This is a genomic window from Riemerella columbipharyngis, from assembly GCF_900101995.1.
In the GTDB taxonomy this organism is placed as follows: Bacteria; Bacteroidota; Bacteroidia; order Flavobacteriales; family Weeksellaceae; genus Riemerella; species Riemerella columbipharyngis.
Window position 1 is genome coordinate 12167 of the sequence record NZ_FNAS01000003.1, and the last position, 13541, is coordinate 25707.

General features: G+C 38.1%; 13 protein-coding genes. 7 read left to right on the plus strand and 6 right to left on the minus strand.

The genetic code is table 11. The features are described from left to right. Window positions 1–524 precede the first annotated feature (524 nt). The 5 genes from rpsJ to gcvP form a co-directional block, all read right to left on the minus strand. Complete coding sequence (gene rpsJ / locus BLS89_RS02565) at window positions 525–830, minus strand: 30S ribosomal protein S10 (RefSeq protein WP_092735950.1); 306 nt, start codon at window positions 828–830, stop codon at window positions 525–527. Between the two features lie 19 nt (window positions 831–849). Next, window positions 850–2967 (minus strand): elongation factor G, encoded by a 2118-nt coding sequence (gene fusA / locus BLS89_RS02570; RefSeq protein ID WP_092735951.1) that lies wholly within the window; start codon window positions 2965–2967, stop codon window positions 850–852. Between the two features lie 6 nt (window positions 2968–2973). Beyond that, complete coding sequence (gene rpsG, locus BLS89_RS02575; RefSeq protein ID WP_092735952.1) at window positions 2974–3450, minus strand: 30S ribosomal protein S7; 477 nt, start codon at window positions 3448–3450, stop codon at window positions 2974–2976. A gap of 25 nt (window positions 3451–3475) precedes the next feature. Continuing rightward, window positions 3476–3856 carry a 30S ribosomal protein S12 gene (rpsL, locus tag BLS89_RS02580; protein ID WP_018675299.1) on the minus strand — a complete coding sequence of 127 codons (381 nt, stop codon included), beginning with the start codon at window positions 3854–3856 and terminating at the stop codon, window positions 3476–3478. 313 nt (window positions 3857–4169) lie between these two features. Further along, complete coding sequence (gene gcvP, locus BLS89_RS02585; protein WP_092735953.1) at window positions 4170–7028, minus strand: aminomethyl-transferring glycine dehydrogenase; 2859 nt, start codon at window positions 7026–7028, stop codon at window positions 4170–4172. A 483-nt stretch (window positions 7029–7511) separates the two neighbouring features. On the opposite strand from gcvP, the gene BLS89_RS02590 reads away from it, so the two are divergent. The 6 genes from BLS89_RS02590 to lipB all read left to right on the plus strand — a co-directional run bounded on the left by BLS89_RS02590 (window position 7512) and on the right by lipB (window position 12156). Beyond that, window positions 7512–8006 (plus strand): acyl-CoA thioesterase, encoded by a 495-nt coding sequence (locus BLS89_RS02590; protein WP_092735954.1) that lies wholly within the window; start codon window positions 7512–7514, stop codon window positions 8004–8006. A gap of 6 nt (window positions 8007–8012) precedes the next feature. Then, entirely contained in the window at window positions 8013–9065 is a 1053-nt protein-coding gene (gene thiL, locus BLS89_RS02595; protein ID WP_092735955.1) for a thiamine-phosphate kinase, read from the plus strand. 118 nt (window positions 9066–9183) lie between these two features. After that, window positions 9184–10026 (plus strand): T9SS type A sorting domain-containing protein, encoded by an 843-nt coding sequence (locus BLS89_RS02600; RefSeq protein WP_092735956.1) that lies wholly within the window; start codon window positions 9184–9186, stop codon window positions 10024–10026. Window positions 10027–10162: 136 nt separating this feature from the next. Continuing rightward, on the plus strand, window positions 10163–10594 hold the full coding sequence (locus BLS89_RS02605; RefSeq protein WP_092735957.1) for a BT0820 family HAD-type phosphatase: 432 nt from the start codon (window positions 10163–10165) through the stop codon (window positions 10592–10594). 15 nt (window positions 10595–10609) lie between these two features. Then, complete coding sequence (map, locus tag BLS89_RS02610; protein ID WP_092735958.1) at window positions 10610–11419, plus strand: type I methionyl aminopeptidase; 810 nt, start codon at window positions 10610–10612, stop codon at window positions 11417–11419. Window positions 11420–11433: 14 nt separating this feature from the next. After that, a complete protein-coding gene (gene lipB, locus BLS89_RS02615) occupies window positions 11434–12156 on the plus strand; it encodes a lipoyl(octanoyl) transferase LipB (RefSeq protein WP_092735959.1) in 723 nt (240 codons plus the stop codon). Here lipB and BLS89_RS02620 read toward each other — a convergent pair. Further along, entirely contained in the window at window positions 12153–12698 is a 546-nt protein-coding gene (locus BLS89_RS02620) for a SanA/YdcF family protein (RefSeq protein WP_092736054.1), read from the minus strand. The two genes, lipB and BLS89_RS02620, sit on opposite strands and share 4 nt — an antisense overlap. Before the next feature lie 276 nt (window positions 12699–12974). Between BLS89_RS02620 and BLS89_RS02625 the strand changes: the two genes are divergently transcribed. Further along, a complete protein-coding gene (locus BLS89_RS02625; protein WP_092735960.1) occupies window positions 12975–13520 on the plus strand; it encodes a TlpA family protein disulfide reductase in 546 nt (181 codons plus the stop codon). Window positions 13521–13541 lie beyond the last annotated feature (21 nt).

A 13541-nucleotide genomic window follows, 5' to 3' on the forward strand; every position in this document is an offset into this window, starting at 1 on the left:
TCATAGTTTTATTGGTTCATTTTTACTTAAACAAAAAGGACACAGTACTTGCTTTTGTCCATATTATTCGGTTGTGGGCTCTGGTAAGCCTGAGATGAAAATAGGAAAAAACAGCCTGCGTCCCTGTGAAGGGAGCATTTTTGCTCTTGCCCATTACACTTCATCTCTTAGTTTAAATTTACCAGATTTAGCCGAATGAAATAATGGTAAGTATTTTATGCTTTTGTATGTCGTTTAAATGTTAGCTTCTTTTTATTAATTTATTTTTGACAACGATAAGAAAAAAACGACATATCGTCTGCAGGCTGAATTTTTTTATTTCATTAACATTTCATTTTACCCTACAAAGATATCTTGCCAGAACGACAAAAGAGGTCTTTTAAGTTAAGAAAATAAAAAAGAGACTGCTTGTGTCTTTAAGCAATCTCTTTTTTTGTGCGAAATTATAATATTTTATATTTCAAAAAAGGATTAAAAAAGACCGCTCTTTAGAGAACGGTCTTTCGTCTTATGATAAGTAATGATCATACTTTAATTTCTACATCTACGCCACTTGGAAGTTCTAACTTCATTAGGGCATCCACAGTTTTAGAAGAAGAAGAGTAGATATCCATTAATCTTTTGTGAGAAGAAAGTTGGAATTGTTCTCTTGCTTTTTTATTCACATGCGGAGATTTTAGTACTGTAAAAATTCTTTTATGTGTAGGCAATGGGATAGGTCCATTCACTACAGCACCAGTAGATTTTACTGTTTTCACGATTTTTTCAGCAGACTTGTCTACTAAATTATAATCGTAAGATTTTAGTTTTATTCTGATTCTTTGTGACATTTTAATTCGATTTTAAAGATTATCCTTTTGCTTTTTCTATAACCTCTTCAGCGATATTCTGAGGAGCCGGTTCATATTTCTCAAATTCCATAGAAGAAGTTGCTCTACCGGAAGATAAAGTCCTAAGAGAAGTTACATAACCGAACATTTCAGATAGTGGAACAGATGCTTTTACTACCTTAGCATTGTTTCTGTCATCCATACCGTTTATAGTACCTCTTCTTCTATTCAAGTCTCCTACAATATCCCCCATGTATTCTTCCGGAGTTACTACTTCTAGTTTCATAATAGGCTCCATAATTACAGCTTTTGCTGCTTTACCAGCCGCTTTGAAACCAAGCTTAGCTGCTAATTCGAAAGAAAGTTGGTCGGAGTCTACTGCGTGGAACGAACCATCTTTAAGGGTAATCTTCATTGCTTCTACCTCGAATCCTGCCAAAGGACCATTCTTCATCGCCTCTTTGAATCCTTTTTCTACCGAAGGAATAAATTCTTTAGGAATGTTACCACCTTTGATTTCATTGATAAATTCCAATCCAGCTTTTCCTTCTTCAGCCGGTCCGATTTCAAATACGATATCTGCAAACTTACCTCTACCACCGGATTGTTTTTTATAAACTTCTCTATGGTTGGCTGTAGCGGTAAGAGCTTCTTTGTACTCTACTTGAGGCTGTCCTTGGTTTACTTCTACTTTGAACTCTCTTTTCAGACGGTCGACAATAATATCCAAGTGAAGCTCTCCCATACCAGAAATAATAGTTTGTCCGGATGCCTCATCTGTTTTTACTTGGAATGTAGGATCTTCCTCGGCAAGTTTGGCAAGGGCGTTTCCTAATTTATCTTGGTCTGCTTTTGTCTTTGGTTCTACCGCGATACCGATTACCGGATCAGGGAAAATCATAGATTCTAAAACGATAGGATTTTTCTCGTCAGAAAGAGTATCTCCTGTTTTAATATCCTTGAAACCTACTGCCGCACCAATATCTCCTGCTTCAATATATTCTACAGGATTTTGTTTATTGGCGTGCATTTGGTAGATTCTTGAAATTCTTTCTTTGTTTCCAGAACGGGTATTAAGGACATAAGAACCAGCATCTAATCTACCGGAATAAGCTCTAAAGAACGCTAATCTTCCCACAAATGGGTCTGTAGCAATCTTAAACGCCAATGCGGAGAAAGGATCATTTACATCTGGTTTTCTTGAAATTTCTTTATCCGTATTAGGGTCTGTTCCTTTAATATCGTCTTTATCCAAAGGTGAAGGTAAATATCTACAAACAGCGTCAAGCATAAACTGAACACCCTTATTTTTGAAAGAAGAACCACAAGTCATCGGGATGATAGATAGGTCTATTGTTGCTTTTCTCAATGCTTCATTGATTTCCTCTTCTGTAATAGAATCAGGATCTTCAAAGAATTTTTCTAATAGAGTTTCGTCGTATTCTGCTACAGCCTCTACAAGATTTTGTCTGTATTGAAGCACATCGTCTTTCATCTCATCAGGGATAGGCACAACATCAAAAGTAGCTCCTTGGGTTTCATCATGCCATATAATAGCTCTGTTTTTGATAAGGTCTACTACTCCTTTGAAATCCTCTTCAGCACCTATTGGAAGTACAATTGGTACTGCATTAGAGCCAAGCATTTCTTTTACTTGGTTTACTACATTAAGGAAGTCTGCACCTTGTCTATCCATTTTATTGACAAACCCCATTCTGGCAACTTTGTAGTTGTCTGCAAGTCTCCAGTTTGTTTCAGACTGAGGCTCTACACCATCTACTGCAGAGAACAAGAATACCAATCCGTCTAATACTCTAAGGGAGCGGTTTACCTCTACGGTAAAGTCTACGTGCCCCGGTGTATCAATGATATTGAAGTGATATTCTTTGGCATCGGCAGTTGGTTTTCCTTCGTGTCTTGGGAATACCCATGTACAAGTTGTCGCAGCAGAAGTAATTGTAATACCTCTTTCTGCCTCTTGTTCCATCCAGTCCATCGTAGCAGCACCTTCGTGTACTTCTCCGATTTTATGGGTTTTTCCTGTATAGAACAGGATTCTTTCTGTGGTTGTCGTTTTACCGGCATCAATGTGAGCCGCGATACCAATATTTCTAGTAAATTTAAGATCTCTTCCCATTTCTTATTAGAATCTAAAGTGTGAAAATGCTTTGTTAGCTTCAGCCATTTTGTGAGTATCCGTTTTCTTCTTAACGGCTGCACCTTCTTCTTTAGCCGCGGCAATAATCTCTGCAGCCAGTTTCTGAGCCATAGACTTATCGTTTCTAGCTTTTGCATATTTGATAAGCCATTTCATCGCCATAGAGATTTTCCTATCCGCTCTAATTGGCATCGGGATTTGGAAGTTAGCCCCTCCGACTCTTCTTGAACGCACTTCTACATGAGGCATTACATTAGTTAGGGCATCTTTCCAAATTTCCAAAGAAGATTTTTCGTTATCTCCTTTTTTGGTTTCTACAATATCTAAGGCATCATAAAAAATTCTAAATGCTATAGATTTCTTACCATCTAACATTAGATTGTTCACGAATCTCGTTACCAATTGATCATTAAATTTTGGATCTGGTAACAACGGTCTTTTTTTCGCTTTCGTTTTTCTCATTGTTCTGTTTCTTAAAATTTAATGATTACTTTTTGTCTTTAGGTCTTTTGGCACCGTATTTAGATCTCCGCTGAAGTCTTCCATTAACTCCTGCAGTGTCTAAAGCACCACGAACAATGTGATAACGAACTCCCGGTAGGTCTTTCACCCTTCCGCCTCTTACCAATACTATCGAGTGCTCTTGGAGATTGTGTCCTTCGCCCGGGATATAAGCGTTTACTTCTTTACCGTTAGAAAGCCTTACCCTTGCTACTTTTCTAAGTGCAGAGTTTGGTTTCTTAGGTGTTGTGGTATATACCCTAGTACATACCCCTCTCTTTTGTGGACAAGAATCCAAAGCAGCCGATTTGCTCTTCTTGGCAAGTGTGGCTCTTCCTTTTCTTACTAATTGTTGAATAGTAGGCATTTAATTGCTTTTAATTATTTTTTCAAGGCGCAAATGTAGCTATTTTATTTCAAACTGCAAAAGATTATTGTATTAAATTTATTGTCAGGTAGATAATTGCACCGGTTAATAGAAAATTGAATACATTCCATAAAGCTCTCTTAATTCTAACTGCTTTCGTAGCGTATGGTCTTTTAGAGTCAATCATAAAAACATATGCAGTGTATATATCCGAATACGCTTCGGAACATATTTTTAGTAACCTCCATAATTTTTGTAAATAAAAAAAGGAGTAGAACTAAATATAATTCTACTCCTTTAACTTAAATTATAATTAAATATAGTTTTCTATCGGTACACAGGTGCATATAAGATTTCTATCCCCGTAAGCTTCATCTATTCTGGAAACTGTGGCGAAGAATTTCCGCTCTCTTACCCACTCCAGAGGATAAGCCGCTTTTTCTCTGGAATAAGGTTTGTCCCAAGTATCGGAAATCACGACTTGTTCCGTATGAGGTGCATTTTTAAGGACATTATTTTTAGCATCAGCCTTACCACTTTCTATTTCTTCAATCTCTTTCTTAATGTTGATTAAAGCTTCGGCAAAACGGTCTAGCTCTTCTTTGCTTTCGGATTCCGTAGGCTCTACCATCAGTGTTCCTGCTACAGGGAAACTCACCGTAGGAGCGTGGAAACCATAGTCCATGAGACGCTTGGCGACATCGACAACCTCTATTCCCAAGGATTTGAATTGACGAAAATCTACAATGCACTCGTGGGCTACTCTTTCATTTTTATTACTGTAAAGAATAGGGAAGTGCTCTTTTAGCAGGTCTTTCAGATAATTAGCGTTAAGGATAGCGTGTGCGGTGGCTTTCTTCAAACCTTTCGCACCTAACATTTTAATGTATGCGTAAGAAATATTGAGTACTAGTGTAGAACCATAAGGTGCTGATGAAATGGCATCTATCGCCTCACTGCCTCCTACTTTTATATTAGGATTGGAAGGTAAGAACGGTACCAAATGCTTAGCCACACATATCGGGCCTACGCCGGGACCACCGCCTCCGTGAGGAATAGCAAAGGTTTTATGAAGATTTAGATGGCATACATCTGCACCTATAAGCCCCGGGCTGGTAAATCCTACTTGGGCATTCATATTGGCTCCGTCCATATAGACCTGTCCGCCGTGCAGGTGAATAAGTTCGGTAATCTCCCTTACATTATCATCAAAAAAGCCATAAGTAGAAGGGTAAGTAATCATCGCCGCTCCGAGGTTTTCACTATGCTGCTCTGCTTTAGCTTTAAGGTCGTTGAAATCTATTTCGCCGTCTTCCAAATTTTTTACCACTACCACTTTCATACCTGCCATTACCGCAGAAGCCGGATTGGTACCGTGTGCAGACTGTGGAATAAGGACAATGTTACGATGTCCTTCTCCGCGGGATTTATGGTATTCTCTAATGACCATTAGCCCTGCATATTCCCCTTGTGCTCCAGAATTTGGCTGAAGAGAAGTTCCTGCAAAACCTGTTATCTCGGCTAAATCTTTTTCTAATTCACGGATGAGCAACTGATAACCTTCTGCCTGCTCCGTAGGGACAAAAGGATGCATGGTTCCCCACTCTGCCCAAGATAGTGGCAACATCTCCGTAGCCGCATTGAGCTTCATTGTACAAGAACCAAGCGATATCATAGAATGTGTAAGAGATAAATCTTTTCGCTCTAATCGCTTAATGTATCTCATCAGCTCCGTTTCGGTATGGTATTTATTGAAAACTTCATTTTTCAGAATTTCATCTGTCCTTAAAAGTTCTTTCGGAATGGAATAATTTTCCTTAATGTCAATCCTAAAACTTTGTTTTGCCTTAAAGTTAGCAAAAGCATCTAACAGTTTCTGAAGTTTTTCTTCCGTAGTCGCTTCGTTTAGAGAAATACTTACGATACCTTCCGAAAAGTAATTAAGGTTAATATTCTGCCCTTGCATCAGTATCATTAGAAGTTTTTTCTCGTCTTCGCTCAGGCGGATTTTCACCGTATCAAAAACATAATCGTCCACCGTATCGTAGCCTAAAAGTCTGAGTGCATCGTGCAGTGCATTGGTTTTGTAATGAATTCTATCAGCAATATCTCTTAGCCCATCAGCGCCGTGATATACACAATACATCCCTGCCATTACCGCAAGAAGTACCTGCGCCGTACAGATATTGGAAGTGGCTCTTTCTCTCTTGATATGCTGTTCTCTCGTCTGAAGTGCCATTCTTAGGGTTCTTTTGCCATACATATCCTGAGACACCCCTATAATTCTTCCGGGGATATCTCTTTTGTAATTTTCTACACAAGCAAAAAATGCAGCGTGAGGTCCGCCATATCCCATAGGAATACCAAATCTCTGCGTAGTTCCTACCGCACAATCCGCCCCCATCTCTGCAGGGGATTTCAGTCTTACCAATGCCATTGGGTCGCACGCTACGACTACTTGTAGATTGTGTGATTTAAATTCTGAAATAGTAGAAGTATAATCTAAAACCACTCCGTTTTTACCAGGATACTGCAAAATAGCACCAAAGAAAGAGTTATCAATATTATGCGCCTCGTGGTTGCCTACTACAATATCTATCCCAAGGCCATCAGCTTTAGTTCTGAGGACAGCAATAGTCTGAGGTAATACCAAATCCGATACAAAAAACTTATTAGCACCGGATTTCTTTTGTTCCTTAGTTCTATTTTCAAAGAACATATGCATTGCTTCTGCCGCGGCTGTTCCTTCGTCGAGTAGAGAGGCGTTGGCCAATGGAAATCCTGTAAGGTCCGAAACTACGGTCTGGAAATTGAGCAAAGCCTCCAAACGCCCTTGGGCTATCTCAGCCTGATAAGGGGTGTAAGCCGTGTACCAACTTGGGTTTTCCAATATATTACGCTGGATCACAGAAGGTAAAATCACATTGTGATAACCAAAACCAATATAATTATCAAAAAGTAAATTTTTGGCAGCTAAAGCCTTAGAATGAGAAAGCATTTCGTACTCTGATAAAGGTTCTGAAATGCTTAAATCTTTTTTTGCTCTAATGCTTGAAGGGATAGTCTGGTCGATAAGTTCTTCCAAAGAAGATACTCCGATTTTTTTCAACATAGCCTGCTTATCGGTTTCATTGAGGCTTATGTGGCGGTTTACAAAGGCTTGTGTATTCATATTATCAAAAATTATTTTTACTTTTTAACGGTTGTAAAAATACGATAATTTCTTATATTTCACAATGTAAATTTATACTCTGGCAGATTTTTGTCAAACAGTACCTCGCTATCTTCTTTGTTGCTACGCAATTTTTGATGATAAGAAGAATTAATGGTCTTTTGAAATTTTTAAGGTCGGTTTTAATTATATTTTTTTTTGAAACTTTATTTTATAATAGGGGAGAATGTCGTTATTCAGATGTATATATATTCGGGCTTTTCTCGAATGGTTTTTATTAAAAAGAGATATTGAAAATCGGAGGTAGAGCAGTTTGGAAATTGGTTTCAAGTGCAGGTTATGATATTGATTTTGTTTAAGTTGTTAAGTGATTGTTTTTTATGAGTTTTCATGGCTTGTACTTGTGAAAATAAAAATGTTATTCTTCCTTTGCTTAAAAATTTATTTTATTACTTTTGGGCTTTAATAATTAAACTTAAATAAATGTCTGTATTTTATTATAAATTTGAAGTGAGGTGGAGCGATATAGATGCCAATCGTCATCTTGCAAACTCGGCTTATGTGCAGTATTGTGCTCAGACGCGTATGGGTTTTATGAATAAACATAAAATGGGACTGGCACAGCTCAATCGTTGGGGGATAGGTTCTGTACTGCTACACGAGCGTTATTCTTTTTTCAGGGAAATCTATGCAGACCAGACGATCTATGTGTCTTTGGAGGTTTCCGGATTGTCCGAAGACGGCGGGATTTATGCCTTTACGCATAAGTTCTATCTTTCGGACGGTACGCACTGTGCTACGGCAGAAGTTTTGGGCGTGTGGATAGATACAATGCTGAGGAAAAGTACAACGCCGCCTGATGATGTAATCCGAAATTTGGAGGGATACAAAACAGATAATACAAAGGTTTTAACAAGAGATGATATAAAGGGATTGCCTTTTAGACCGGAAAATATAGATCCTAAATTTCTAAAGTAATTGATAATGTTGGAAGAGAAAAAAAAACGGCTGACTCCTGTTTCGGAGTTGGGAGAGTTTGGGCTTATAAAACACCTTACGGAAAAATTTGAGCTAAAGAATATTTCTTCCCGATTGGGGATAGGAGATGATGCGGCTGTCATTGATCCTAATAATAAAAAGATAGTGGTTTCCACCGATGTGTTAGCAGAGGGTGTTCATTTTAATCTTGGCTATGTGCCTCTCAAGCACTTGGGCTACAAAGCTGTTGTGGTGAATCTTAGCGATATTGCAGCGATGAATGCTGTGCCTACCCAGATATTGGTTTCCATAGCGGCTTCCAATCGTTTTCCTGTAGAGGCTTTTGAGGAAATCTATCAAGGGGTTTCATTGGCGTGCAGACACTATAATGTAGATTTGATAGGCGGAGATACAACAAGCTCCAATAGCGGTTTAGTCCTAAGTATTACGGCTATAGGCTTGGGGGAAGAAACCGAAATTATCAAAAGAGACGGTGTGAAACCAAATGATTTACTGGTGGTTACCGGAGATTTAGGGGGGGCTTATATGGGGCTTCAGATATTAGAGAGAGAGCATACTGTATTTCTTGCAAATCCCAATATGCAGCCAGAGATGGAGGGATATGATTATATTTTAGAGCGGCAGCTGAAACCCGAAGCCCGTACGGATATCAAAAAGATTTTAGAGGAATTAAAGGTAAAACCTACTGCTATGATTGATATTTCCGACGGCTTAGCTTCGGAGACGCTGCATTTGTCCGACCAAAGCAAAGTAGGATTTAGATTGTATGAAGAAAAAATTCCTTTGGATACGCTCACAATCACTACTGCTGGAGAGTTTAATCTCAATCCATCTACAGCTGCTCTTAACGGAGGAGAAGATTATGAGCTACTATTTACTATCGGTCCGGAGGATTATGATAAAATAAAAAACCACCCTGATTTTACAGTTATAGGCCACGCTGTGGAGCAAGAGCAGGGAAATCATCTCGTGCTGAGAGGCAGCGGACAGTTGGTTCCGCTCACGGCACAAGGCTGGGACGCTTTTCTTAAAAAGTGAAAACAATGTTTGATATTATGATAGAAATCAATGTTAATAAAAATTAATTCATTTTACTTTTATCTGTTTACTTTTATTCGTAAATTCGCAACGAGTTAAACATATAAAAATTTAAAAAATGAAAAAAATTTATTCTTTGATTGCTATCTCAGCAATGACAGCTACAATGAGTGCTCAACAAGCGAACGCTTTTACAGGTTCGGATTTTGAAAATTGGGACGAATTTGTTGAAGCTTTGAGAGAAAATAAGGCTTTAAAGGAGGTTAAACAAGGTGTGGGTACAGGAGTGAATGGAACTAATTCATTAAATTTTACGACAGAAAAACAGCTTAAAAAAAACTTGTATTTGTTCTCTGTATTAGGGGGTAAAGGTAGTCCTATTAATGCTGAAACGGCGGATAAGTTGACTTTTATGATAAAAGGGAAAACTACTGGTAAATCGTTATCTATAAATGTTTATACTGCTGATGATGAAACCTATAAAGCCTTCAATTTAGGTGATTTAGAAGGTGAGGATAAAAATTTATCATCATCTGAGAAGAATAATTATAATGGGACTATTGATACAAAAGGTAAATGGGTAAAAGTTACACTTGATATCAGTGGTATTGAGGGTATCAATTTCTCTGATAATAGTAGAAACTTCTTTGGAATAAAAGTAGGAAAGAGTGCAGACTATAACATTGATATTGATGATATCAAATTAGAAGGTGGAAAATTAGGGGTTTATGAATTAACTTCTAAAACAGCTAATTTAGTTAAAAATACAGTAGTATCTGACAAATTAGTTTTCGGAGCTAAATCTAATGTAGTTATCTTTAATGCTAATGGACAGGCGGTTAAGTCTGCTCAAGTTTCAGAAGGTTCTGTTTTGGATTTATCTTCTCTTCCAAAAGGAGTTTATATCGTATCAGGCTCTGTAAACAACAAAAGCGTTTCTCAAAAAATCGTTAAGAAATAACGATAATTGTACTTGATATTTTAGACAAGGTGTATCCGTAGTGGTGCACCTTGTTTTATTATATACCGTTTTTAGCGAAAGGGCTAATCATAATATTTCGTATATTTGCATAATCAACTTATAACAAGAAAGACGAATGATTAGTAATAAAAAATTAGCCATTGATTTTGACGGGACTATTGTAGAAGACGCCTATCCGGGGATTGGCAAACCTAAAACCTTCGCATTTGAGACATTGAAGAGATTGCAGGCAGAAGGGTATAGGCTTATATTATGGACTTACAGAAGCGGAAAAACATTGGACGAAGCGGTGGAATTTTGCAGAAAAAATGGGATAGAGTTTTATGCTGTCAATTCCAGTTTCGAAGGTGAAGTATTCGACCACGAAACCCAAAGCCGAAAAATAGATGCCGATTTATTCATTGATGACCGTAATCTTGGCGGTTTCCCAGGGTGGGGAGAGGTGTATAATATCATTAAAAAGAAAATAGAGTTCCGAGTAGAGGGGAAAGAGGTCCTTGCTTATTCTAAACTTAAAAAAGAAAAAAGAAGATTTTTCGGATTCTAAAAATTAAGAGAGTATATGATTAAGCTAAAAACCATAGAAGAACTAAGGCTGATGCGGGAAAGTGCCCAGCTGGTATCCAAAACATTGGGAATGCTTGCAAAGGAAATAAAGCCCGGTGTTACGACTAATCATTTGGATAGACTCGCAGAGCAATTTATTCGCGATAATGGAGGGATACCTGGGTTTTTAGGGCTTTATAATTTCCCGAAGACGCTTTGCATCTCGCCAAACGAACAAGTGGTACACGGCATTCCAAACGATAACCCCATAGAAGACGGCGATATCTTGTCTGTAGATTGCGGCGTGCTGATGAACGGATTTTATGGTGACCATGCCTACACTTTTGAAGTAGGAACGGTAGCACCTGAAATTAAAAAGCTACTGAAAATTACCAAAGAATCTCTCTATAAAGGTATTGAGCAATGTGTAAGAGGCAAACGCGTGGGGGATATCTCTGCGGCAATACAGAATTATTGTGAAGCCCACGGCTATGGTGTAGTGAGAGAGCTTGTAGGGCATGGGCTGGGCAGAGTGATGCACGAAGACCCTCAAGTACCGAACTATGGCAGGAAAGGCAGCGGTAAGGTTTTGAAAGATGGCATTGCATTAGCCATAGAGCCTATGATCAACCTTGGTACACACGAGGTAATCATGCACGATGACGGCTGGACGATTACCACGAGAGACAACAAACCATCTGCACACTTTGAGCACGATGTATGTATCATTAAAGGGAAACCCGTACTGCTGTCCACTTTCAAATATATCTACGAGGCACTTGGCATTCATAGTAATGAAGAAGAACCGTTTATCACAGATTTTTAATTTGGTACATAGTAATGAATCCGCAGTTAAATAAAAAAATTAAGTTTCAGGATTTGGGGGTGATGGATTATATGCCTGCCTTTGATTATCAAGAGTCTATGATGAAACAAATCATTGACCTGAAACTAAAAAATAGAGACAGAAAAGACGGTATCTACGAGGTTACGCCCAACTACTTTCTTTTTGTAGAGCATCCGCATGTTTATACAATCGGGAAAAGCGGTGATGAGCATAATATGCTTATCAATGATGAAAAACTTAAAGAAATCAATGCTACCTATGTGAAAACCAATAGGGGTGGAGATATTACCTATCACGGATTTGGGCAGATTGTAGGCTACCCTGTTATTGATTTGGATAACTTCAAAACAGATATTCACGCTTATATGAGGAGTCTGGAAGAGGTTATCATCCGTGTTATTTCAGAATATGGACTCAAAGGAGAACGCTCCGAAGGCGAGACCGGCGTATGGCTGGATGTAGGAACGCCTTTTGCAAGAAAAATATGTGCTATGGGTGTAAAGACCTCTAAGTGGGTAACGATGCACGGATTTGCACTCAATGTAAATACGGATCTTAAATATTTTGAGTACATTATTCCTTGTGGTATAAAGGATAAATCCGTTACCTCTCTCAAAAGAGAGTTGGAGAGAGCATTTACTCCGGAAGAGATGGAAGAAGTAAAGCTTAAAATTAAAAAGCATTTCACCGAAGTATTTGGCTCCGAGTTTATCTAAACTCCTATTATAAAGTATATTACAGCTTTTACGCGTGCTAAAAATTCACGGAAATGGTTCCTGTAATAGCTTCTGGGGCGGTATACATCTTCGGCTTCAAAGGCAAGTGCATTCATATTGAGGTTTCTCGCAAAAAACAACGCTCTGAGGTTATGAAACCCTTGAGATACGATGATAACATTATTGGCGTGGTAGTGGCTTTTGCACCTTTTGATGCTGCTGATTGTGTTGAACCCTTTTGGGTCTTCGATAATGACATGCTCCGGAATACCCTCGTTAAAGATAAGATAGTTTTTCATCGCGAAAGGCTCGTCATAATGGGGGCTTTTCTCGCCGCTCACAATAATTTTTTGAATTTTACCATAATGGAATAGTGCCGCTACGGCGTCCATTCTTTTCGTAAAATAAGGATTGGCTGCACCGGATTTCATCTTTGGCGAAGTACCTAATACCAAAGCTGTTTCTCTCGCCGGTATCCGGCTTACTTTGGTATAAGTACGCCCATGGGTAAGGTTGTAAACCCAGATGTTGGACATCAGCATCATCAGAAGTCCCAGTTCTGCAAAAAGGGAGAAGTAATTAAATATGTTGAGTATTCGTTTCAAAATTCAAATGCTGTTAATGTCAATGTAGGAAATAGTTAAACAATAGAATCACTAATTATTATTATTTTTTTTTTATTTTATTTTCAAGTACTTCGGTGTGTTTTTCAAAATAAATTTTGGCTGGTTGCTATTTTTGAATTATCTTTATCCGTCCAATTCGGAAGTTATACCTCCGAAAAAACTATTCATTAACAACAAAGTTAAATAAAATTTATGAAAAAAACATTATTGGGATTATGCATTGCCCTTGCAGTGGTCGCGTGTAAAAAGAAAGAAACGACAACGGAAATATCTGCCGGTACAGAAACCCAAGCCGAAAACACGCTTGTTTCCGAAAAAATTAAGGAAGTGAACACAGGGCATCTTAGAGAGCTCCTTAATCCTAAAAGTAAGGATACGCTCTATGTGGTGAATTTCTTTGCAACATGGTGCGGTCCTTGTATGGCTGAAATACCTCATTTTAAGGAGAAAATAGAAGAACTGAAAGACCAACCTGTGAAATTCACTTTTATAAGTCTTGATGAAAAAGAAGATTGGGATACCAAAGTAAAGGATTTTGCTAAAGAAAACGGACTTTTGGGCAAAGTATATACTTATAATGGTAAGGATTTTCCTTCTGATTTTTTCAAAGAAAATTTCAAAGAGTGGGACGGTAGTTCTATCCCTTTCACTATAATGAAAAAGGGCGACAAATCCGAAGAAGTGGTAGGCAGTATGACCAAAGACTATATGGAAAAGCTATTCAAAGAATTTGAATAAAAAATCTTAAAGAAACTTCTA